The 22,943-nt window shown below is 34.6% G+C and carries 16 protein-coding genes, 3 tRNA genes and 1 pseudogene; 7 read left to right on the top strand and 13 right to left on the bottom strand.

Features of this window, described 5'->3' with window-relative positions; translation table 11 throughout:
- Positions 1-30 precede the first annotated feature (30 nt).
- The 3 genes from rimO to EKM05_RS07270 form a co-directional block, all read right to left on the bottom strand.
- Positions 31-1,344 (bottom strand): 30S ribosomal protein S12 methylthiotransferase RimO, encoded by a 1,314-nt coding sequence (gene rimO / locus EKM05_RS07260; protein ID WP_126460374.1) that lies wholly within the window; start codon positions 1,342-1,344, stop codon positions 31-33.
- 262 nt (positions 1,345-1,606) lie between these two features.
- Positions 1,607-3,187: an OmpP1/FadL family transporter gene (locus EKM05_RS07265; protein WP_126460377.1), complete on the bottom strand. Its 1,581-nt coding sequence runs from the start codon at positions 3,185-3,187 to the stop codon at positions 1,607-1,609.
- A 52-nt stretch (positions 3,188-3,239) separates the two neighbouring features.
- A complete protein-coding gene (locus EKM05_RS07270) occupies positions 3,240-4,292 on the bottom strand; it encodes a hypothetical protein (RefSeq protein WP_126554392.1) in 1,053 nt (350 codons plus the stop codon).
- A 100-nt stretch (positions 4,293-4,392) separates the two neighbouring features.
- Between EKM05_RS07270 and proS the strand changes: the two genes are divergently transcribed.
- The 5 genes from proS to rpsT all read left to right on the top strand — a co-directional run bounded on the left by proS (position 4,393) and on the right by rpsT (position 6,537).
- Complete coding sequence (proS, locus tag EKM05_RS07275; RefSeq protein ID WP_126554393.1) at positions 4,393-5,871, top strand: proline--tRNA ligase; 1,479 nt, start codon at positions 4,393-4,395, stop codon at positions 5,869-5,871.
- A gap of 78 nt (positions 5,872-5,949) precedes the next feature.
- A tRNA-Glu gene (locus EKM05_RS07280) sits at positions 5,950-6,021 on the top strand.
- A gap of 46 nt (positions 6,022-6,067) precedes the next feature.
- Positions 6,068-6,139 (top strand) — tRNA-Glu (locus tag EKM05_RS07285).
- Between the two features lie 41 nt (positions 6,140-6,180).
- Positions 6,181-6,252 (top strand) — tRNA-Glu (locus EKM05_RS07290).
- A 33-nt stretch (positions 6,253-6,285) separates the two neighbouring features.
- A complete protein-coding gene (gene rpsT, locus EKM05_RS07295) occupies positions 6,286-6,537 on the top strand; it encodes a 30S ribosomal protein S20 (RefSeq protein ID WP_091166799.1) in 252 nt (83 codons plus the stop codon).
- Positions 6,538-6,607: 70 nt separating this feature from the next.
- Here the strand turns inward: rpsT and EKM05_RS07300 are convergent, their stop codons facing one another.
- Positions 6,608-7,012, bottom strand: coding sequence for a response regulator (locus EKM05_RS07300; protein ID WP_126460385.1), 405 nt, complete (start codon positions 7,010-7,012; stop codon positions 6,608-6,610).
- A 1-nt stretch (position 7,013) separates the two neighbouring features.
- Entirely contained in the window at positions 7,014-8,726 is a 1,713-nt protein-coding gene (locus tag EKM05_RS07305; protein WP_126554394.1) for a PAS domain S-box protein, read from the bottom strand.
- Positions 8,727-8,898: 172 nt separating this feature from the next.
- Between EKM05_RS07305 and typA the strand changes: the two genes are divergently transcribed.
- The gene (typA, locus tag EKM05_RS07310; protein ID WP_126456299.1) at positions 8,899-10,695 is read left to right on the top strand and encodes a translational GTPase TypA; all 1,797 of its coding nucleotides are present in this window, start codon (positions 8,899-8,901) and stop codon (positions 10,693-10,695) included.
- 351 nt (positions 10,696-11,046) lie between these two features.
- On the opposite strand, the gene EKM05_RS07315 is transcribed toward typA, so the two are convergent.
- From EKM05_RS07315 to EKM05_RS07330, 4 genes and pseudogenes are all read right to left on the bottom strand, one after another.
- On the bottom strand, positions 11,047-15,984 hold the full coding sequence (locus EKM05_RS07315; protein ID WP_126554395.1) for a T9SS type B sorting domain-containing protein: 4,938 nt from the start codon (positions 15,982-15,984) through the stop codon (positions 11,047-11,049).
- A 72-nt stretch (positions 15,985-16,056) separates the two neighbouring features.
- Positions 16,057-16,402 (bottom strand): annotated as a pseudogene (locus tag EKM05_RS07320) (ATP-binding cassette domain-containing protein); the annotation flags it as partial.
- Between the two features lie 65 nt (positions 16,403-16,467).
- Entirely contained in the window at positions 16,468-16,869 is a 402-nt protein-coding gene (locus tag EKM05_RS07325; RefSeq protein ID WP_126554396.1) for a response regulator, read from the bottom strand.
- On the bottom strand, positions 16,859-18,688 hold the full coding sequence (locus EKM05_RS07330) for a PAS domain-containing sensor histidine kinase (RefSeq protein ID WP_126554397.1): 1,830 nt from the start codon (positions 18,686-18,688) through the stop codon (positions 16,859-16,861). The genes EKM05_RS07325 and EKM05_RS07330 overlap by 11 nt, the downstream gene beginning before the upstream one ends.
- Positions 18,689-18,921: 233 nt before the next feature.
- On the opposite strand from EKM05_RS07330, the gene EKM05_RS07335 reads away from it, so the two are divergent.
- A complete protein-coding gene (locus EKM05_RS07335; protein WP_126460400.1) occupies positions 18,922-19,986 on the top strand; it encodes a hypothetical protein in 1,065 nt (354 codons plus the stop codon).
- A gap of 58 nt (positions 19,987-20,044) precedes the next feature.
- On the opposite strand, the gene EKM05_RS14385 is transcribed toward EKM05_RS07335, so the two are convergent.
- From EKM05_RS14385 to EKM05_RS07350, 4 genes are all read right to left on the bottom strand, one after another.
- The gene (locus tag EKM05_RS14385) at positions 20,045-20,200 is read right to left on the bottom strand and encodes a hypothetical protein (protein ID WP_158614916.1); all 156 of its coding nucleotides are present in this window, start codon (positions 20,198-20,200) and stop codon (positions 20,045-20,047) included.
- A 143-nt stretch (positions 20,201-20,343) separates the two neighbouring features.
- The gene (locus EKM05_RS07340) at positions 20,344-21,402 is read right to left on the bottom strand and encodes a nucleoid-associated protein (RefSeq protein WP_126460403.1); all 1,059 of its coding nucleotides are present in this window, start codon (positions 21,400-21,402) and stop codon (positions 20,344-20,346) included.
- 212 nt (positions 21,403-21,614) lie between these two features.
- Positions 21,615-22,154 (bottom strand): hypothetical protein, encoded by a 540-nt coding sequence (locus EKM05_RS07345; protein ID WP_126554398.1) that lies wholly within the window; start codon positions 22,152-22,154, stop codon positions 21,615-21,617.
- Between the two features lie 181 nt (positions 22,155-22,335).
- Positions 22,336-22,941 (bottom strand): HPP family protein, encoded by a 606-nt coding sequence (locus EKM05_RS07350; RefSeq protein ID WP_126460409.1) that lies wholly within the window; start codon positions 22,939-22,941, stop codon positions 22,336-22,338.
- Between the last annotated feature and the right edge of the window lie 2 nt (positions 22,942-22,943).

Raw genomic sequence — 22,943 nt, forward strand, 5'->3', positions numbered from 1 at the left:
ATTTAAAATATTAAAAAATCGTTTAAAAAATTATACCGGTTCTCCGTACAAATCAAATTCCGTTGCTTCGATAATTTTGATCATCACAAACTCTCCTGTTTTTACATAATGTTTTGATGCATCTATTAAAACCTCATTGTCTACGTCTGGACTGTCAAACTCAGTTCGGCCTACAAAATGGCCACCTTCTTTTCTGTCGATGATGCATCGGAACGTTTGACCTACTTTTTCCTGATTTAAATCCCATGAAATTTGTGATTGTAACTCCATAATCTCATTGGCGCGCTCTTGTTTTACAGTATCTGGAACATCATCTTCCAGTAAATAGGCATGTGTGTTTTCTTCATGAGAATAAGCAAAACAGCCCATTCTATCAAATTTCATTTCCTGAACCCAGTCTTTCAATATATTGAAATCTTCTTGTGTTTCTCCGGGATATCCTACGATCAAAGTGGTGCGTATTGCAATTCCAGGTACTGCTTCGCGAAACTCTTTTAATAATTTTGTTGTTTTTGCTTGCGTTGTTCCGCGACGCATGGATTTCAAAATTGAATCTGAAATGTGTTGCAACGGAATATCAATGTAATTACAAATCTTAGGTTCGCGTTTCATGATTTCCAGTACATCCATAGGAAAACCGGTTGGAAAAGCATAATGCAAACGAATCCACTCAATTCCTTCTACTTTAACTAAAGCTTCCAGTAGTTCTCCAAGCGCTCTTTTTTTGTAGATATCTAATCCGTAATACGTCAAATCCTGAGCAATCAAGATCAATTCTTTAACGCCATTTTTTGCTAGACCTTCGGATTCTTTTACCAGTTTTTCAATTGTTTGTGAAACGTTTTTTCCTCGCATTAAGGGTATTGCACAAAAACTGCATGGTCTGTCACAACCTTCGGAAATTTTTAGATAGGCATAATTTTTTGGAGTTGTAGTCAGTCGTTCTCCAAGCAACTCGTGCTTGTAGTCCGCTCCCAAGGCTTTTAATAATTGTGGTAGCTCTGTAGTTCCAAAAAATTGATCCACATTTGGAATCTCTTTTTCTAAATCAGGTCGGTAACGCTCGGACAGACATCCAGTAACAAATACTTTATCAACTAATCCTCTTTCTTTTTTGTCCGCATATTCCAGAATCATGTTGACAGATTCGGCCTTGGCATTATCAATAAATCCGCAGGTATTTATTACAATGATATTTCCTTCCTCGGCTTCCGGAGCTTCATGCGTAACGTCTTTGCCGCTTGCGCGTAGCTGACCCATAAGCACTTCACTATCATATACATTTTTTGAACACCCAAGAGTGATCACGTTTATTTTATTCTTTTTTAAAGACTTCGTTCTCATAACATTAGAATCCCGATAATTTGGGAATTTTGCAAAATTACACTTTTTTATTCAAACGGAACTTGTTTCTGTTTCTTTTACACTTTTTAAGGAGCTATTCCTGCTGTACGCTACAAACAAAGTTCACTGAACTCCTATAAAAATGACTACTAGAGGAAGTAATCTCCCGAAAATAATCGGGAGGATTTTCACTGCCATCAGGGCTAAAAAAAATCCGTTTCACAATCACGAAACGGATTTTTCTAATTCATTTTTCAGGACGTTACAACTCAAACAATAGTGTCAAAGAAACATTGTTGTTAATAGCATCTATACTTGCTCCATCAGTGAATCCTTGGTTAAAAAAACCTTGTTGGGAATTTCTTTTGGCATAGGAATAGGCTAAATCCAGTTTGGTAGATCCAAAATTATATCCTAAACCTGCGGAATACCCAGTTAAATCACCCACGGTTACGGCATTTTTATACGGACTTTGTTCGTACCGGTATCCTGCTCTTAGACTTAATGCCTTAATTTTATATTCGGCACCTATTCTTAACTCTCCGGTAACGTTGAGCAATTCATTCATGTCATTATTTAAGGTTCTGAATAAGGGATCGTTTTCAGGTTTAAATTTGGTGTCGCTGTAATCTTTAAAAGCGTAATCGATACTGATTAATCCAGATTTTCCAAATACGTAGGCAAAACTCCCGGTCAACTTACTTGGCGTTTGCAATTTATAGGGCTCGTAAACATTAACCACTTGCGGGTCTACCACATCTTGCGGTAATTCACCGGTTGAATTGCCGCTTACCGTAATTAACTTTTGTGAAAGCTCGTCGTTCAAAGTATACCATGTAGAAGATTGATATGCCATACCTACTCGAATTTCGTTAGTAATTTTTGCAATAGCACCTACTTGAAATGAAAATCCCGATCCGTAAGTATAAAGATCATTGTCAAATTGTACTCTTGTGATTTGATCATTAGTGCCTAATGGGTTGCTATTGTCTTCGTAAAAGCTAGACGATTTATTGAAATCAGTAAAGTGAGAATTTAAATTTAGTCCAAAATAAAATTGGTCATTATAAGAGGTTGCTGCATTAAAAGATAATTTTCCGTTGTATCCCGTACTGTAAACGGAATTTTCTTGATAATAATTTCCTCCAGCAGGAACGTTGGATAAAAAAGTAGAGTTGTTATTGGACTCGTCTGCGGCATTTAAAACATAACCTTGATACCCCAAAAATGCTTGTTGAGCTGCGAAGCCACTTAAATTAGGATATTGACCATTTGGAAGATTGCTACCCAAGAAAGAATACAATTGGGATATAGATTCTCCCGGATTTGTGTTTACAAAATCTTGAGGAACTGGAGCACCACCGTTCCCATTATTGGCATAACTCAAAAAATAATTAGCTATAGAATTGTTTGGATTGGTTCCTGCGGAAAACAGCCCATTATCAAAATTATTGGCGTTTTCATAATTTATGGCTAAGGAAATTTTTCTCCACTTGCTGTTTGGGTTTCTGGTATTAAAAACAAATACAATTCCTGCTTGATTCAAATCAAAGGAGTTTTCTTTCTCTGTTGCTGTCCCGCCAAAGTAATTTGAATTATTTTTAGTATCGAAGTTAGTCAATGTAACAGCCATTTGATTATTGGTAAACACCGCTGAACCAGCAGGGTTTACATTGATAGATGACAGGTCGCCCCCAAGCGCTCCAAAAGCACCGCTCATGGCTCTGAAACGGGCTGTTCCATTTAAATTGTCCTGTGAATACCGAAGTGCATCAGAAATTTCTTGTGATTGGGCTACGGTAAACGATAAGCCAGCGAGTAATAAATATAGGTGTTTTTTCATTTTTTGTTGGGATATTTAATTTTTATCAAAAAGGATGGTTCCGCACTATTTTTTATCCTCTTCCACCTCTTCCACCACCGCCAGATGATCTACCACCACCACTACCACTAGATCTTCCGCCACCTGAATTATTAGATCTGGACATGTTTGAACTAGGGCTATAAGACGACGGGCTGTTGTTGTCATTTCTTGTTGGTGTGAAAGATCGTGAAGGCGCATTGTTTTGATTGCGCACATTGTTTATATCGGATCTTCTTCTGGGAGTATTGTACGAACTGTTTTGTGGTTGACCTTGATTCCTAGAGAATGTAGGACTTGTTCGGTTGATGCTATTCGTTGCGTTTCGTCGCAAATCAGTGGTGTTGTTTCTAAAGTTGGCGTTATTAGTTCGTCTGCCAATAGTGGTATTGGTTTGGTTTCGGGAATATTCTCTGCTTGTTTGATTGGTGTTGTTTATCGTATTTGAATTGGAATACGAAGACCCTCTTCGGCCTGCATTAGAAGAATAATTGACATTGTTTTGACCATCTCCATAGTTTCTCCAGCCGTTACCGTACCAATTGTTCCATCCCCAATTGTTTCCATACCAGTTGTTCCATCCCCAATTGTTGCCATACCAGTTATTCCACCCAAATCCCATGTTCATTCCCCATCCAAAACCACCGTTAAATCCCCAGTTGTTTCCGTACCAGTTATTCATGCCCCAATTGTTCATACCCCAATTGTTTCCGTACCAGTTATTCATACCCCATCCGTTGTCATAGACATTTACGGATTGCGCATTACCTCCCCATCCAGGATAAGTAGTGTAGTTTTCCTGAAGAGTGTCATTTTCTAAATCATAATCACTGTAAGTATCTACATCTGTAAAAATTTCATTGGATTGGTAGTTGTTTTGAAGTGAATTGAAATACGCAGTATATTGGTTATTTGGATCATTTTGTGGTTCTCGTTCAGTAATTTTGTAGGAAGTGTTACCATATATTCCGTCAGAATCATAGTACGAACTGTTTTGATAAGAGCTGCAAGAGGCCAACAATAGTGTTAAAAAACTGATCGTATAATATATTGATGTGTTCGGGGCGGAAAAAGGGGTAGTTTTCATATATGTGGAGTTTTTATTGTTGGACAATACAAAAATAGTTAGTTTTGCGTAATTATTAGTTAAATAAATATTAAACAAAATTTGTGCCAAAATATAAAACATGGGTAAGAACTTAACTACAAGAGCGGAAGATTATTCAAAATGGTATAACGAGTTGGTTGTCAAAGCCGATTTAGCCGAAAATTCAGGGGTGAGGGGGTGTATGGTTATCAAGCCTTACGGATATGCAATTTGGGAAAAAATGCAAGCGGAGTTGGATCGAATGTTTAAAGAAACCGGACATCAAAATGCATATTTCCCTCTATTTGTTCCTAAAAGCATGTTTGAAGCCGAAGAAAAAAATGCAGAAGGTTTTGCTAAGGAATGTGCTATTGTTACCCATTATCGATTAAAAAACGATCCTGACAGACCTGGTAAACTAATGGTGGATCCCAATGCAAAATTAGAAGAAGAATTAATTGTACGTCCTACAAGTGAAGCTATTATTTGGTCTACTTATAAAGGATGGGTACAATCGTATAGAGATTTGCCATTACTGATTAACCAATGGGCAAATGTGGTGCGCTGGGAAATGAGAACGAGATTGTTTTTGCGTACCGCAGAATTTTTATGGCAAGAAGGGCATACCGCTCACGCTACTAAAACAGAAGCGGTAGAAGAATCAGAAAAAATGATGCATGTGTATGCTGATTTTGCCGAGAATTTTATGGCAATTCCAGTTATAAAAGGAATAAAAACTGAAACCGAGCGTTTTGCCGGAGCAGAAGAAACCTATTGTATCGAAGCGTTGATGCAGGATGGTAAAGCATTACAAGCGGGGACTTCACATTTTTTAGGGCAAAACTTTGCTAAAGCATTTGATGTCAAATTTGCTACAGCCGAAGGAAAGCAAGAGTACGTTTGGGGAACTTCGTGGGGTGTTTCTACTCGTTTGATGGGGGCATTAGTGATGACGCATTCAGACGACCAAGGCCTGGTATTGCCTCCTAGTTTAGCGCCTATTCAGGTCGTGATTGTTCCTATTTATAAAACAGAGGAACAATTAGCGGCAATAACTGAAGCAGTAACTGTTTTGACTGTGGCTTTGCGAAAATTACAAATCGCTGTCAAATATGATAACAGAACCACTCAAAAGCCTGGTTTTAAATTTGCAGAATGGGAATTAAAAGGGGTGCCGGTTAGGATTGCTGTAGGTCCTAAAGATTTAGAAAATGGAACTTTTGAGGTTGCAAGAAGAGATACATTGACTAAAGAAGTCGTTTCTAAAGATGGAATTGAAACGTATATCAACGATTTACTAGCGCAAATTCAAAAAGAATTATTTGAAAAAGCATTGCAATATAGAAATACACATGTTACTGAGGTAAACAGTTTTGAAGAGTTCAAAGCGGTTTTAGATGCGAAAGGAGGTTTTGTATCAGCACATTGGGATGGAACTGCAGCAACTGAGGAAAAGATTAAAGACTTAACGAAAGCAACCATCAGATGCATCCCTTTAGACCGAATAGAAGAAGCGGGAAGCTGCGTTTTTACTGGTGAAAACTCAGTAGGCCGAGTACTGTTTGCGAAGGCATATTAAAAAAAAATAATTTTTTTTGCATGTACTATTGTACGTTTCAAAAATAGTTGTATTTTTGCATCCGCATTAGAGAAGCAGGGCCCGTTCGTCTATCGGTTAGGACGCATGGTTTTCATCCATGTAAGAGCGGTTCGATTCCGCTACGGGCTACTATTTTTTTTGCAGGTTAAAGTGATCCCGAACTCAGAGGGAAAATGGCCCGTTCGTCTATCGGTTAGGACGCATGGTTTTCATCCATGTAAGAGCGGTTCGATTCCGCTACGGGCTACAAATTCAATTTTGATTAATTGATAAAACTTAGGGGATAATGGTCCGTTCGTCTAGGGGTTAGGACGCCAAGATTTCGTCTTGGTAACAGGGGTTCGATTCCCTTACGGACTACAAAAATATAGTAAAAGATAAAAACATAATAAAATGGCAAATCATAAATCAGCTCTAAAAAGAATTAGAAGTAACGAAAAGAGAAGAGTATTAAATAGATACCAACATAAAACTACTCGTAATGCTATAAAAGCATTAAGAATAGCGACTGATAAAGTAGATGCTACTTCTAAATTATCAAACGTGATTTCTATGATTGATAAATTAGCTAAAAAGAATATCATTCATGATAACAAAGCGTCTAATTTAAAATCTAAATTAACGAAGCTTGTTGCTAAATTGTAATTAAAACAATTTATTTTATATAAATAAAGAGCTCTCATTCTTAGGATGGGAGTTTTTTTTATGGGTAATATTAGCTAATCTTATTTTTTAAATATTCAAGCATAGATAGGGTTATTGGTTTTGATAAAAAGTCAATTACCATGGGGTATTTTTTTGCTTTTTCTAAGTCTTCCGGATCAATTGTAGAAGAAAGTACAATTACCTTAATAGCACTAAAATCTGAAAACTCCGGGCTGTTAAAATAATCCAGAAATTCCCATCCTCCCATTACGGGCATATTTAGATCCAAAAAAATTAATTGCGGATGGTGGTGTTTGTCATCATTATTTTGTCTGATAGTATTGAAGTATTTCAGCGCTTCTTCGCCATTTTGAGAAGTAATTATTTCGTTAGAAAAGGATGATTTGTTGATTACTTTTTTGCATAGCATAAGTGTTATTGGGTCATCATCAACACATAAAATTGTATCTAACATATTATTTATTTTTAAAAGTTAATGTAAATATAGTTCCTTTATTGACTTCACTTTCAATATTAATTGTTCCTCCCATAGTTTCAACTTGAGATTTTACTAAATAGAGCCCTAATCCTTTGCTGTCCGGATAATTATGAAATCTCTGGTAAAGGCCAAAAACTTTATCTCTGTTTCTTTCCAGATCGATGCCTATTCCGTTGTCTTTGAAAATTAATACAATTGTGTCGTCAATTTCGCTGGTTGTGATTGTTATTTTTAGTTTTCTATTTTCGGATTTGTATTTTATAGCGTTTGTTAATAGGTTTAGTAAAATGCTTTCTATATACGCTTTATTGATGTTGATAATTGAAACTTTTTCAAAATTAATTTTTATAATGGGTTTGTATAATTCAATTTGAAAGTTGAGTTGATTGAACACATTTTCAAAAATATCTTGAAGAAGTACTGCTTCTTTTTTGATTGATGGATTGTCTTTGATAATGATTACTTTGACTAAGTCATTAATGGTTTCGTTTAATAAATGCGTAGATTTATTGAAGCCATATAAAATTTCTTTTAACTCTGGATTGTCAATAGGAATGTCTTCGATTAAGTTCAAAAGTCCTGTCAAATTTGATAATGGAGCCCTAAGGTTGTGTGAAGTAATGTACGAAAACTGTTTTAGATCTTTGTTGTTTTGTGTTAGCTCTCGAATAAGCTGTTCTTTTTCCTTTTCTTGTTTTTTTTCATCAGTGATGTCTCTCTGGATGGAGATCCAATGTGAAAGTTCGTTATCAGTATTGTATATTGGTATCATGGAGAAGCGTACCCAGTATTCTTTTTTGTTTTTTGTATAGCTGATGGTTTCAATAATGCACTCTTCTTTATTTTGTATAGCGGCTATCAGTTTTTTTAATTCCTCGTAATCTGAATTGGGACTATTAAAAAGTTCTGGGGATTTTCCTATACTTTCTTCGGAATTGTATCCTGACATGATTGAAAAAGCCGGGTTTACGTAGGTGATATTTGGGATATTTCCGTCGATCGAATTGGCTTCGGTGATGATGATGGAATCTTTTGATTGAATAATAACAGTCTCTAGCAATTTTAGTCTTTGTTCTTCTTCTTTTTGTTTTGTGATGTCTTGAATGGCTCCAATCATTCTAACGGCTTTCCCATTTTCATCTTTCAAGAGAAAACCTCTGTCAAGAACATACTTATAGGAATCGTTAGCGCATTTAAAACGGTATTGATCTTGCCAGTTTTCGGTTTTTTGTTCGATAAAGGAGTAGAGTTTGACAGACATTTTAATACTGTCCTCGGGGTGAATTTTATCAAACCACCATTTTGAACTATTACCAACTTCGTATTCTTTATAGCCAAAAACAGTTTCAATACCTTTGTTCCAAGAAAAGCTGTCTTCTTGTATTTTCCAATCCCAAATAGTATCACTTGTCGCTTTTGCTACAATATGGTATTGTTCATTCGATTCCTTTATTTCATCATTTGTGTTTTTCAGCTTTTCAAAAATGGATATGTTTCGAGTGTCATTTTTTGATAAAATGAGTTTGAAAATTATTCCGGTTAAAAAGATGAATAAGATGTCTTTTGTGAAAGTGTAAAATTGGTGGTTTGAATCAGAAATAAAAGGTTGTAATAATTTATGACTAATGGTTGCTACAAACATTGAAATTACAATGTAAATGATAATTATTTGATTGGTTTTACTTTTCATTACTCAAATATAAATAATTATTTGTGAATTATTAAACAACATAATAACTTATTTTTCGTGATTTTTTTAAAGACCTATTTCTGTGTCTAATGCGTTAAGAATATGTAAACTATTACATAAATATTTTTTATATCAAAATAAAGTGTACCTTTGCACCCATTAAAAATCACAGATGGAATCTATTAGAAACATTGCAATTATTGCCCACGTCGATCACGGTAAAACAACTTTGGTTGATAAAATTATGTATCACTGTCAGTTATTTCGCGATAACGAAAATACAGGTGACTTAATCCTTGACAACAACGACTTAGAGCGTGAAAGAGGTATTACCATTACTTCAAAGAATGTTTCTGTAGTATACAAAGGAACAAAAATCAACATTATTGATACTCCTGGTCACGCCGATTTTGGTGGAGAGGTAGAGCGTGTATTGAATATGGCTGATGGTGTTTGTCTACTAGTAGATGCATTTGAAGGGCCTATGCCACAAACTCGTTTTGTATTACAGAAAGCACTAGACCTTGGTTTGAAACCATGCGTTGTTATTAATAAAGTAGATAAAGAAAACTGTACTCCTGAAGAAGTGCATGAAAAAGTTTTTGACTTAATGTTCGAATTAGGAGCAGAAGAGTGGCAGTTGGATTTTCCAACAGTTTACGGATCAGCTAAGAACAATTGGATGTCTGATCATTGGGAAAACGTAACTGATAATGTGGAAGCATTATTAGATATGGTTATTGCTAATGTACCGGCTCCTAAAGTATCAGAAGGAACTCCTCAAATGTTGATTACTTCATTAGACTTCTCTGCTTTTACAGGTCGTATCGCTATTGGTCGTTTAGAAAGAGGTGTTTTGAAAGAAGGAATGCAGATTTCTTTGTGCAAAAGAGATGGTGTAATCATGAAATCACGTATTAAAGAATTACATACTTTTGAAGGATTAGGTCGTAAAAAAGTGCAAGAAGTAATTGCTGGAGATATTTGTGCAATTATTGGAGTTGAAGGTTTTGAAATTGGGGATACTATCGCTGATTTTGAAAATCCGGAAGCCTTACAAACAATTACTATTGATGAGCCAACGATGAGTATGTTATTTACCATCAATGACTCTCCTTTCTTTGGGAAAGAAGGTAAATTTGTAACTTCTCGTCATATCAGAGACAGGTTGAATAAAGAATTGGAAAAAAACTTAGCGATGAAATTGGGTGAAACTGATTCAGCGGATAAGTTCATGGTTTTTGGTCGTGGAGTACTTCACTTGTCTGTTCTTATTGAAACAATGAGAAGAGAAGGGTATGAGTTACAAATTGGGCAACCACAAGTTATCATCAAAGAAATTGACGGTAAAAAATGTGAGCCAATTGAGGAATTGACAATCGACTTACCAGAGAATTTGTCTGGAAGAGCGGTAGAGTTTGTTTCTTTCCGTAAAGGAGAAATGTTGAGTATGGAAACTAAAGGGGAGCGTATGATCATAAAATTCAATATCCCGTCTCGTGGAATCATTGGATTGCGTAACCTATTGCTTACTGCTACAGCTGGTGAGGCTATTATGGCACACCGTTTTATAGGATATGAGCCTTACAAAGGAGAAATTTCTGGACGTAACAAAGGGTCATTGATTTCTATGGAAAAAGGAAAAGCGATTCCTTACTCTATCGATAAATTGCAAGATCGTGGTAGATTCTTCGTTAATCCTAATGATGAAATTTACGAAGGTCAAGTAATTGGAGAAAACTCCCGTAGCGATGATATGTGTGTCAACGTAACTAAAGAGAAAAAACAATCTAACGTTCGTTCATCAGGAAATGATGATAAGGCTAGAATTATTCCTCCAGTTATTTTCTCTCTTGAAGAAGCTTTAGAGTACATTCAAAAAGATGAATATGTTGAGGTAACTCCAAAATCGATTCGTTTGAGAAAAATATATTTGACAGAAACGGATAGAAAAAGATTTAAAATCTAATTTTATTTTTATAAAACTGAAAAGCCATTCGTTGATTCGAATGGCTTTTTTTTTGGTGTTTAGATCCCTTTTATTGGTTTTAATTCGCTGTTTGCTACACAATTTTAATGGCCTCTTGTGAGGTGTAAATATCAGTTATTTTTTTGCGACACATTTTAACTATGACGGTATTGTACCATAAAATTTAGATTAATTGATATTCATAAATAATATTATCCGGGATTTGCATGAGGGATAGCAGCAAGCTACCGAAGTAGCGCGGATAGCCCGACAGCATACATAGAAAGGGCTAATTCCGCATATTGATAAGTAGGCCTTTTCTATTTATGGTGGCATGCCCTATTAATTGTTTTATCGTTTCAAACTAAAATGACCTTTAGCTTCTCTTCCATCAGCTAATTTTATGGTATACCAATAATCATCAGAGGGTAATGGCTGCCCTGTAAAAGTACCGTCCCAGCCTTGACTGGAAGCTGTAATTTGTTTTAGTAATTTGCCGTATCTATCATAAATATAGATGGTAGAATTTGCATTAAAATCAGCATTTACTCCTTTTACATTCCAATAATCATTTTGGCCGTCTCCATTTGGAGTGAAAAATTTAGGTACGCCAATTAAGGCTATTTTTTGGCTCACTGTTCCACAACCATTTTTGTCATTGATGTATACTTCATGAATTCCAGCTGGTACATAATCAAAGAAATTTGAATCTTGAAAAGGTCCAAATGGTTCGTCAAGACTGTATTCATAAATTCCTTTTCCGGATACATTAACGGTTACCGTATTTGTATTTGCTAAATCAATTACATCAATGCTGGTAATACTAGCAATATCAGAAGCTGTAACTTTTATAGTTCGAATTCTAGAACATCCTGAAACTGTTTTTACTTCTACAGTATAGTTTCCTTCTTGATTTACATCTAGCGTGTAGTTGTTCTCATTTGGTAGAAGAACATTATCTTTAAACCATTTATAGGTGTAGTTAGTAGTTGAGGATCCATCTTGAATCCCTGCATTTAGTGTTACAAAAAAAGTAGGAAGATTAGAGCATACCAATTCGTTTTCTGATCCATCAGAATTTAAGTTTATAGGTGGTAAACTATTTACAATGAAAGGTAAAATAATTGAAGCTTTACAGGTTGAGTTAGCAGTATTCTCCACAACGGCTGTAATGTTTTGGGTGCTGCTAATGAAAGGATTTGGCAACGGACTATATAATGAAGCTCCATTTACATCAAAATATTTGACAACCATTCCTGTTTGATTTCCTAAAATCGTATTCTGAAAAGTACTCGTATCAAAACCAAACTTACCATCTTGTAACAAAGGATCTATTTCATCATCACATACGGTTGTTAAATTTACAGTTACTTGGAAAGCTTCTGGAAGATCATCTACTGTGAATGTTATCAATGTTTCGTCAAAACATTTTAAAGTTGAATTATTAGTAACAATTGCTTTTATCGTTTGTGTGCCTGTAGTATAGGTTGAAGGAAATGGGCTTGATATCGAATTGTTGTTTTGATCAAAATAAGTAACAGTAACATTAGTTTGTCCTTGTTTTAAATCAGATTCTAATGTAGATGTATTAAAAGTATATTTTCCATCTTGGTTGTCATCACATTGTCTTGGGATAGACACAGCGTAAGCAAACGGAAGTTTTTCAACTGTAAGTGTTACGTAATGTCCCAAGCCATAACAAGCATTATCTGTATCACTGTCTACGCGGCCCCAAATTTCTTGAGTGTTTATGTAACCAATATTTCTGTAATTAGATATATTGGTGATTGCATTTATTTCTGCTAATGCATCGGCTTGATTGCGATAAAATGTTATTGTATAATTTCCCGCGGGTAATAAATTTTTTATATCTGTTTCTGCACTGCTAAAGTCAAAAGTACTTACACCATCTCTTTTATCATTGTTTGCATTGTTATTGCCGTTTATGTCTAATAAATCATCACATTGCACGAACTTTCTTTTGAATGTACTTGGAATTTGTGTTGCTAAAACTTTTAGGGTCAATTCAGCTACACTAAAACAACCATTAGAATTAAGTACTCTTGCATATACTTTCATAATTCTAGGTGTTGTATTCGTAAAAGCCTTAGGCGTACTAATTAACTCTGAAGCGTTTGCCGTTGTAGCACCTAAAAATGAAGTGTAGTAAGAAAAGGTTTCATTTGCAAAATTGCTTGAAATCTCATCATTTTTAACCGTTAGATTAAATGTGGTTACCTCATCTAAATCATCGTCACATTGAATAATCGTTGCATTATTTACTGTTGGTAACGTATATACAATTAAAGTAGTGTCATTTGAAAGTAAGCCACAACTGTTTCCAATTTTATCTAATTTTACACGATATTTATATCCATTCATTGTGGTTTTTACACTGGTAACAGTCAAGGAATTTGTAGTTACTCCAGAATATGTTGCGTTGTTTGTAATATTATTCCAAATAGTTCCATTAGTGGATACTTGCCATTGATAGGTGTTTCCACCATTATCAGCTAGCGTAATTACTGCATTTTGTAGTTCACAAGTTGGCGAAACTGTTGGTTGTGTTGTTATAGTTATAGGAGCAGCGGTAGTGTAATTACTATTTGGTGTAGTATATCCTAAGCCGCTTATTACTTGACCATTTGTATTTACTGAAACTGGATTATTGCCCAATACTCCGTCATTGTTTGGGTCTAAGAATCCGGCTTCAATAACATCATTGCATAAATCACCATCAGCATCTAAATCACGATAATTTCTGATTCCATCAGAATCAAGGTCATTTCCCGTTTCTATTGAATCTAAAATCCCATCGTTATCACTATCTAAATCCAAATAATCAGGGACACTATCGAGATCGGTATCAATAGGAGTAAGTCCTGGCTCAAACGCATTATCAATTCCGTTTTTATTGGTATCGGTATTTGTTGGTACTACAGTAGCATTTATTTGTGCTTCAATGGTATCTGCAATTCCATCATTATCGCTATCACTGTCTAATTGATCCGCAATTCCGTCATTATCGGAGTTTTTAGGAACGCAAACAGCGTTTACTGTTAATGTGGATTTATTGGAATTAGTATCCGATAAATTTTTATGAGTGAAACTAATTGAGTTCGATAAATAGGTTAAAAACTGAAATGTCCCTGTACCTGCTGCCAATGGAGTGATGCTGTTTAATCTAAATCTGATTTCAAATGAAGAATGCTGTTTTACCCCACTTTCATAGATGCCATCATAATTAGTATCAATTAACAATTGATCATTTGGATTAAGTACAGTAATGGTTTTGTTTACATCTGAATTTACTATATATTCAGCATCAGCATTCAATAAATCAGTTGCACTAGCTATATTTACATATTTCATTTCCAAACTGATTGGATTAGAAAAAGTCATTTTATAACTAACAAAGTTTCCTTTTCCTGCTGGTACATTGGAAATAAAACTTCCGTCACTGCTTCCAATAAATGGCGTTGTACTTGCAGTTGTTGACGTGGTAATTGTTCCAGTAAATGAATTGGAGTAAAGACCAACTGCTACTGATCCACTAGAAGAATTGGAGATGTCTATAACTTGATTTCCATAAGATTCAGTACAATTTGTAATACCGTCTTTGTCATTATCAAGATCAATATTGTCATTTACGGTGTCAAGATCTGTATCTGTTTCGCAAGTACTAACAGGAATTAAATCAGATAAAACGGGAGGGGCACTACATCCTGAAATGCTTCCGCGAACTTGATAGTAACCTGGTTGTGTAGGTGTATATGAATTGCTGTTCGTATTGGGTATAGCCTCGTTATTAAAATACCATTCAAAGCTATCATAAGAGGAAATAGAACTTACTTTTAGAACAACATTTGGAATACAATTCGAGCTTGTTATTGCAATATTATCACTTACAATTTCAGGTTTTGTATCAAAGCCTGAATAGTACCCACCATAAGTTGCTGCGCTATTAGAACCAAAGTAAGAAACATAAACTTGTTTAGTTGAAAACACACTAATATGACCTGTTAAGCCTGTTACAGTATAGGTTTCATAAAGTACGTTTCCAATTACGTCCTTTGGGCTAACTCCTATAGGTTGCCTAACACCGTTTATTGCAATTTCAACTGTTGCACCTTTTTCAGTGACGATGTTTAAACCACTATTTGTTGTAAAAGTTCTTGTCCCAATCCGTTCAATTGATGGAATATTATCTACAATATTTGGTGTTGAACAGTTTAAAGGTGGTACAAAAAACATTTCTTGATTTGCTTGACTAAAACCGCCAACACTTTGGTAAGCAAACACTTTTTTGGAGGTATTAACATACAAGCTTCCGTTGGCAGAATAATCGTTGCCATCCAGAATAATATATTGTCCGGCATTTAAAGGTGTTGTATTAAATGGGGTAGTATTCCCGTTAATATAGACATTAGTGTTGTCCTCATGAATAACTAATAAGGGCCGTTCTGTAATACTTAAACCAAATCCACGAACAAAAATATATTCATTTCCGATAATATTCGCGGGAACTATTTGATCAAAACCCAAATCTAAATTTCCATTTATATTACCATTTGTGCCTCCATAAGAACCACAATTCATTACAATTGGCTTATTCGATTTTACTAATGCGCCAATTAATCCGTCTTTGTTGGCAATACTGTTGTCTTCTGTGGCTAAAACATAACTCTGACCTCTGTTTAATGTTACGCTTGGAGGAGTGTTTCCAACTCCAATATTTCCAACTAAAGTTACTCCTGGTTTGATACTGCTAAAATCAACTACAGTATTGTTCTCAGTTGCTAATATAGACAAGAAAGTATATCTAAATGTAGCACTATTTGTAGTGGCAGTGTTCACGAAAGCACCAACTCTAAATTCCTGACCAATGGCAGAAATTCCTTTAGAAACCAACGACCCTGACTGATTGTATCCTCCCGCTAGTACCCTCGCAGCAACATATATTAAGCTTTCAGCTTCAATAATAAATCCTTTATTATTTAACGGGATGTTTAGTAAACTTGGATCTACATGCAATTGACTGCTGGTGTCAAATCCTATATTGTACTCACCGGGTGCACTTTTGGAGACTGTAACTTCGGTAATACCAACGCCAATAGCGTTAATTTTTACTTTTACCGGCGTACTACTTGGAGTTGAAATATATAAAAATTGATCTTGGGCTGCTATTTGATCAGAGCCGGATAAAGGCGGTATATAATGTGTTTTGCTAAATTGAGCAAAGCAACTTATTGATAAAAAAGTGAAGAAAATAAGTAAAGTTTTTTTCATGTGTTAAAAATAACAAAATTTATATTATCTTCTTACTGAAAAATCGCCTTTTATTACTTTGCCAGTATCAAATTCCAGCTTTTCACTGACTTTTGCAGATTGGATTCCTTTGATTTTGCAAACCAACTTTAAGTTTTCTTTAGCCGTCATGTAGGGATAAAAGTTAGGTCTTTCAATAATGGCTCCTACTTTTTTCAAGGCTTAATGAGGTTTTCATTGTCCCGCCAAACCAGCGGTATACACTGGAGGTTTTATTGACCACATTCAGCGCAATTCCTAAAGTAGTTGATTTCCCGCTGCCGTTAGGACCTAGAATCCCGTATACAGTACCTTTTTGTATTTCGAAAGAAACGTTTTTTAAAGCTTGAAGTGTGCCATAACGTTTGTGGAGATTTTTAATAAAGAGTATCGTTTCCAAAGGGGTCATCTTTATAATTTTATATAGGACGAATAAGGTATGATTTTGGTACTCTAAAATTCATATTAGTTTATTTCTTCGATTAATTTACGTAATAAATCTAATTTTTGTGCCGTAATAGGTTTGTCGATATAGTCTTTTACTACACGGTATTTTTTTGTCTTTTCAATATCATTAGGGTCAATTGAGGATGTCATGATGAAAATTATAATTTTTTTTTCTAAGGCTATCAGCAAAAATTCATCTAAAAATTGCCAACCATCCATGACCGGCATATTTAAATCTAATAAAATAGTGTCCGGCAGGTTTTCATTAGTAACAAAACAATGTTTTAATTTATCTAAGGCTAATTGGGGATTATGAAAAGATTCAATTTCGTCACAAAACTTATTTTTAGAAATGAGAATGCTCATCAATTTTACATTTAATTTATCATCGTCAATGATGTATGTTAATTTATTCTTCATATAAATAAATTTTAAAATTAGAACCTTGCCCCACTTCACTTTCTACTTCAATTTTTCCACCCATGGCTTCCAGCTGGTTTTTGGTTAAGAATAATCCAATTCCTTTCGCGTCTTCATTGCCGTGAAACGTTTTGTACATACCAAAAAGCTTGTGACCATTTTTTTCTAAATCTAATCCCAAACCATTATCTTTGAAATTGATAATGCTGTAATTGTCTTTAGCTTCGTAGCTAATTTCTAAAGTTGCAGTTCTATGGGGGGATTTATATTTAATTGCATTGGTAAATAAGTTAAGTAATATGCTGTCTAAATAAGCGGGGATAGCATTTACAATCAAATGGTCAGGAATGGTGTGAGTAATTACTATTTGACTCTCTTTGATGGCCTGACTCAAAGCCATTCTTGTTTTTTCAATTTCTTGCCTTAAGCGAATTCCTTTCTTTTCAATATTTATTTTTTGCTGAATGGTTATAATCTCATTCAAATATTCAATTGTTTCAGAGAGTTTTTGGGTGCCTTCTTTGAATAAATCAAAATAAGATAGTTTTTCAGTAATATCATCGGTATGATCTATCACATCAATTACCATAGATAGATTGCTGGTGTGGGAGCGGATGTTGTGGGAAACAATATGCGTGAAATTGTATAATTTATTATTTTGAATGTTGGTAATATCCAATAATTTTTTTAACTCTATTTCTTTTTCAATTCTTGAGGTTACATTTCGGCCTACGCCTATGAAATGAATAAAGGTATTATGGCTGTCAAATACCGTTGTTATATTAAGTTCAAACCAATATTTTTCTTTGTTTTTAGTGTAATTAAGAATGGTGATTTTTATACTTTCCTGATTCTGAATTGCCTTTCGCAGGAATTCGCTGGCTTGTTCATCCGTTTCTGGACCTTTAGAGGCATAGCCGGGTTTTTGGCCTATTACTTCTTCCATTTTCAACCCTGTAAGGTCTAAATAAGCCTGATTTGCCCATACTGCTTCACCGTTAGGATTTGCAATTACAATGGTGTCTGTAGTTTCGGAGGCTGCTAGGGAAAGCAAACTCATTTTTGCTTCAACATTTTTTCTTTCGCTGATATCTCTGACAAAACAGACTAAATAGGTAATGTTGTCCACCATGAATTTTTTGCCTGAAGCAATTTCAACAGCAATTGATTTTCCAGATTTGGTCCTTAAGGATGTTTCGTTGACAGTATATTCATTCTTTGTTAAATTGTATTTCAAGAAAAAACGAAGCTCTTTTCTAAATGTCATAGGAAACAGTTTCGAATGGTGTATTCCTTTGATTTCCGAATCATAATATCCGGTAAGTTCGGTGGATCTGGAATTACAGTCTGTAATAATACCATTAGAGGTATCTATAATTAGGATGGCATCATTGGCACTGGAAAAAACAGAAGAGAATTTTTCAACACTGAGCTGAAGTTCATTGATTAGATTTTGCTCCTTTGTAATGTCTTGAAAAGTACCTAGTAGAGATACTGCTTTTCCATCAATCACATCGACTTGACAAATGCATTCTACATATTTGATATTGTTTTTTGCGGTCGTAATCTCAAATTTATCACTAAATGGAATCCCGTGATTTATTGCACTATTAATAAGAACTTTGATTCGGTCTCTATTCTCACCCATGGTGTAAAAATTAATTCCATTCCCAATTATGGGTTCATAATTTTCAGGAACTTCCAGAATACATTTTGTAACCGCATCCCAAAAAATGTGATTCGTTTGCAGGTCCATTTTCCATATTCCAATCTTAGCTGATTGAGCCGCCCTGAAATAAAGTTCTAGTTTGTTCTTCATCAGTAGGTTTTAAATAGTTAAAGAGTCTTGGAGACTACCAAATATAAAGGTTATTTTTTTTTGTATCAAATATTTTTAACATAAAATGATGGTTTTGCTATTTATATCTTATTTTATTGTCTAGTCAGTATTTATTTTATGAAAAAAAATGAGAATTTATTAAAATATCTTTTAGAAACTAATCGCAAGCAACGCCTTAATTTATCGTAATTTTGTATTAAATTTTTTTTTCAATGAGTGAGCCAGTAATGCTTTTTAAAAAACCATCCTATCCTGTAAATAAATCACTTTTAGAATACTTGGGACGGTTTGATCGCTTGTCAAAAGTTTCTATTTTTTACGATGACTTATTGCGTTTTTCCGGATCAATAACGGTCTATGATAAAAATGACCAGGATACGTTATGGATACGGGTATACTACAATGATTTTGAGCGAGAAGAAATTGATTTGAATCTAAAAAAAATCTATTCACTACTCCATTCTGACGGTAATCTGGGGATTATCAAATTCTTGAATGTGGATTCCATTGATTACTGCACTTTTGGAAATTCAAAACCTTTTCGAATAAAAGTCAGGAACATACTAAATGATAATTACACCCATTTTTATATTAAAAAAGCAGATGCTTCTCGTATTTACGGACTGGAGTTAGAGCATATTCTTTCTCCGGACAAAATAAATTTTTTAGTATATGAAGACACTTTAATAGAAGAGCATATTATGGGGATTCCTGGTGATGTGTTTATGAAAACACTGCTCATTGATTGCACCGAAACCGAAAAAGCGCAAATAGCCAAAGAATTTGTCAAGTTCAATGAACGCTGTATGATTCGATTATTAGGGGATATGCGTTCCTATAATTATGTAATTGTGCCCACCCATGATTTTGATCAAGTGGTCTATAAAATACGTGCTATTGATTTTGATCAGCAATGCTACGAAGGAAATTTCAAAGTGTACCGCCCTCAGTTTTTTAAAGAAAATTACCCCATGGTAAAATTAGTTAAAGAAAAGCTTCAAAACAGTTCCATAGAGCAATATAAGGATGAAGAAAGAGCCGTTTTAGCCAAAAGAATCCTTTCTGCCGAAAACAGGATCAAGCGGTTGTTGAAAATTATGCGCGAGGACGTAATTGCTCCCGAGGCACATATTGAACAATTGCGATTAGAGCTTTATCGGTACACCAATGATTTGAATTTTAAAAGTGCAAAATCAATGGGCGGTATCATGAGTGCAGCTTTTCATTTTATTACCAGAAATTTCAAAACCAGTACTTTATTCAAAACAAAAGTATAAATTTCCTTGTTTTTCAGTTGAATCACGGTATTGCTGTGTTTTAAAAAAATTACCTAGTTTAAACTGGAAAACGCTCGATTTTTAGGAGTAATGCTTTGGCATAATTTACGTGACAATCTACATTGGCACCCGCAATTTCTTCTAAGGCTTCGATAAGCTTATGAAATGAAATCAAGGTTTTGAACGGACTTTCTTTGAAAAATGGATGCGCCATTTTTGGTAGTTTTTAAGAACCGTAAATTTACAAGGTTGGTTTTTGCATTTATTTCTAAAAAAAATCTCCAATTACACTTTCGTAATTGGAGATTGATATCATTATTGGTGCTTTAAACGGCAATAGAACACTGTAAACTTAAACTAGCTCTTCTCTTCTTTGTTGAAATAAACGAGATAGTAGTACATTTGTTTTTCCTCGTCCCATCCTTTTTCAACATATTTTTCAGCACTTTCAGGATTGATAAAATCCATTTTAATTTGGATGTGTGTGTCTAAATTAATGATGTTTTTGATTGATTTTCTAGCATCAGAAACTGCTGCATTTGCAATAGGAAAAGAAGTAACATCTTCAATACTGTATTTTTCTCCTTTGTCCATTTTGTAGTTCTTGAATTCAGGAATAAGGTCTGGATTGTCTAAAACTTCGTTCAGGAAATTAGTTTCTTCAAACTGATCATTTTTGGCAAAATAGTTCACGGAACGGTTCATGAACATTACTTCTTCTTTCTTGTCCTCGGCTGGGAAAACAACATCCTTAGCAAAGTTCTGACAAAATTTTAAATACTTTTTAGTGATAAAGTTTTCATCCTCAAAAGCATCTACTGATAAGAAATGCTCTAGCCAGTATCTGGCATCGTAGCGGTTGCTGTCAACAGTCAGGATTTTGTATCCTTCCTCTTTTTTATAATTAAAAATGATGCAGCCTTTATCTAACTTGTTTAAACTCACACCTTGTTGCAAAATCATCTCTAAATGGGTTGCTTTTTCTTCAAACTGCAAGAAATCTGCTTGTATTTCACTTTTGAAAATCCCTATCGCATCCACGACATTATTATCAATACTTACGTTAGATAAATATGTAACGTACACTTCGCCATTCTTGATATGCGGATGATTGGATTGCTCAAATAAGTGGGTTGTGATTTTTTTAGAAATCTCATGAACGCTACTTGGATTGTCAAAAACTTCTGTTGCAAACTTGAACATATCATTGTAATCCAAATCAATTTCATGGGCAAACTGAAAATAGTTTTCTTCTTTTTCTCTAAAGGGTTTAAAGAAAAATTCTTTCATCAAGGGAACAATTTCATCATTTAAATTAAAAGGCTGCTCTGATAAAAAAATGGCTTCGTTTCTGCTTTTATTACCCACTCTATGAATGGATAAGTTCTCGATGTGTGTGTTATATAAGTTGATCATGTTTTTTATAAGATTTCCTCCCCTCAGTCCCTTCCTAAGGAGGGGTAGATGAGACGTAATTTTGTATTTGTTGATTTTTTTTATAATTGTCTGGAATCATACCTAACAAAGAAAGCCACGTAAAAAAATGTTCATTGGGTATCAATACGGACATTCATTTTATTTTTATATGGTTAGTCTCCCCTCACCTTTGGAGCAGGTTGGGGAGAGGGCTAATTCCAATTCTCCTCAAATCCATAGTCTTCAAAACTATCATCGCCTTCAAACATGTCCAGATCATCTTCGTCCAAGCCATCTTCAAATTCATCATTATAGTTATCGGCATTGTCAGATTCAAAGTTTTTCTCCATCGCTTCATCCGGCATTTCCCCATGAGAAAAAATAGTTTCCGGATATAAATTACCCAGCACTTGGTCTTCTACAGCAGCAAGTTCTACAAGGAATGTCCACATATTGATAAAGTCATAGACATAAAGAATTTTGGTATTTTGTTTGTCTAAAATATCAGATAATTGATAGTCACTCATGATTTTTTGCTCACCGGGAACATCACCGGTATCAAAAAGTGAAATTTCCTCTTCTTGGTTCCAAGTCTCATCACAAGTATAAAAAGAAGCTACTTCCATCCCGTCAAAACCAAAAGAATTGAAAATAGCATTGTGTAAATCTTCTAAAGTATCGTCTTCAAGTATTGCAATGTCTCTAAAAACATCTTCTTCCGCGTCTAGAATCACTCTAAATTTATAAACCATAATCTTTATTTATATTAAAAGTCCAAAGGTAAAATATAATTTTAGATTTAGATTTCAGATTTCAGATTTGTTAATAAGATTTTTGCGTATGCACGAGAAAGGAATACATCAATGTCAAAGTCTTTTTGAAGAAAAGAAGGAAAGTGTATTTTGTTTTCAAATCACTTATTTGAATAAAAAGTTACAGTTTTTTTATTTTAAATACACGGGCTACTCTTTTTCGGTACTGGTGGTATTTTTTATGATTTGGGTATTGTCTTTTTGATGTCATGTTATTTACAATCAATGCAATAACAAGGAGTATGAGTGAGCCAGTTAGCACAGGATACAGCACATACCAGTATCCCAGTTCTTTAATTTTTGGGGAGCCAATTATGGCTATCAATGCTGTGGCACCTCCCGGCGGGTGAAGCGTCTTTGTCATTTGCATCAAAACTATAGACAAGGAAACTGCAAGCGGTGCGGATAACCATAGAATATCAGGGACAAATTTAGCAATTGTTACACCTATAATTGCTGAAACCAGGTGGCCGCCAATAAGGTTTCTAGGCTGTGCTAATGGACTTTGAATCACACCATATACCAATACACTCGATGCGCCAAAGGATCCAATTAAATATATAACATCAGATTCTGGTAAAGCTTTTGATTGCAAATAGGCTATTATTCCAATGCCAATAAAAGAACCCAAAAAAGCCCAGGAATGTTCTTTGAAATCAACCAAAGTCTCCTTGTAGAGGATGTATTTGGTTTTGCGATAACTCCTTTTTATTTTTTGAACGTGCATAG

Origin of the sequence: Flavobacterium sp. GSP27 (genome assembly GCF_003970395.1) — a bacterium.
Lineage (GTDB): Bacteria > Bacteroidota > Bacteroidia > Flavobacteriales > Flavobacteriaceae > Flavobacterium.

What these genes read in the sequence shown, in the direction of transcription:
- rimO (WP_126460374.1), bottom strand. Translation starts at nt 1,344, where the DNA reads ATGAGAACGAAGTCTTTAAAAAAGAATAAAATAAACGTGATCACTCTT.
- EKM05_RS07265 (WP_126460377.1), bottom strand. Translation starts at nt 3,187, where the DNA reads ATGAAAAAACACCTATATTTATTACTCGCTGGCTTATCGTTTACCGTA.
- EKM05_RS07270 (WP_126554392.1), bottom strand. Translation starts at nt 4,292, where the DNA reads ATGAAAACTACCCCTTTTTCCGCCCCGAACACATCAATATATTATACG.
- proS (WP_126554393.1), top strand. Translation starts at nt 4,393, where the DNA reads ATGGGTAAGAACTTAACTACAAGAGCGGAAGATTATTCAAAATGGTAT.
- rpsT (WP_091166799.1), top strand. Translation starts at nt 6,286, where the DNA reads ATGGCAAATCATAAATCAGCTCTAAAAAGAATTAGAAGTAACGAAAAG.
- EKM05_RS07300 (WP_126460385.1), bottom strand. Translation starts at nt 7,012, where the DNA reads ATGTTAGATACAATTTTATGTGTTGATGATGACCCAATAACACTTATG.
- EKM05_RS07305 (WP_126554394.1), bottom strand. Translation starts at nt 8,726, where the DNA reads ATGAAAAGTAAAACCAATCAAATAATTATCATTTACATTGTAATTTCA.
- typA (WP_126456299.1), top strand. Translation starts at nt 8,899, where the DNA reads ATGGAATCTATTAGAAACATTGCAATTATTGCCCACGTCGATCACGGT.
- EKM05_RS07315 (WP_126554395.1), bottom strand. Translation starts at nt 15,984, where the DNA reads ATGAAAAAAACTTTACTTATTTTCTTCACTTTTTTATCAATAAGTTGC.
- EKM05_RS07325 (WP_126554396.1), bottom strand. Translation starts at nt 16,869, where the DNA reads ATGAAGAATAAATTAACATACATCATTGACGATGATAAATTAAATGTA.
- EKM05_RS07330 (WP_126554397.1), bottom strand. Translation starts at nt 18,688, where the DNA reads ATGAAGAACAAACTAGAACTTTATTTCAGGGCGGCTCAATCAGCTAAG.
- EKM05_RS07335 (WP_126460400.1), top strand. Translation starts at nt 18,922, where the DNA reads ATGAGTGAGCCAGTAATGCTTTTTAAAAAACCATCCTATCCTGTAAAT.
- EKM05_RS14385 (WP_158614916.1), bottom strand. Translation starts at nt 20,200, where the DNA reads ATGGCGCATCCATTTTTCAAAGAAAGTCCGTTCAAAACCTTGATTTCA.
- EKM05_RS07340 (WP_126460403.1), bottom strand. Translation starts at nt 21,402, where the DNA reads ATGATCAACTTATATAACACACACATCGAGAACTTATCCATTCATAGA.
- EKM05_RS07345 (WP_126554398.1), bottom strand. Translation starts at nt 22,154, where the DNA reads ATGGTTTATAAATTTAGAGTGATTCTAGACGCGGAAGAAGATGTTTTT.
- EKM05_RS07350 (WP_126460409.1), bottom strand. Translation starts at nt 22,941, where the DNA reads ATGCACGTTCAAAAAATAAAAAGGAGTTATCGCAAAACCAAATACATC.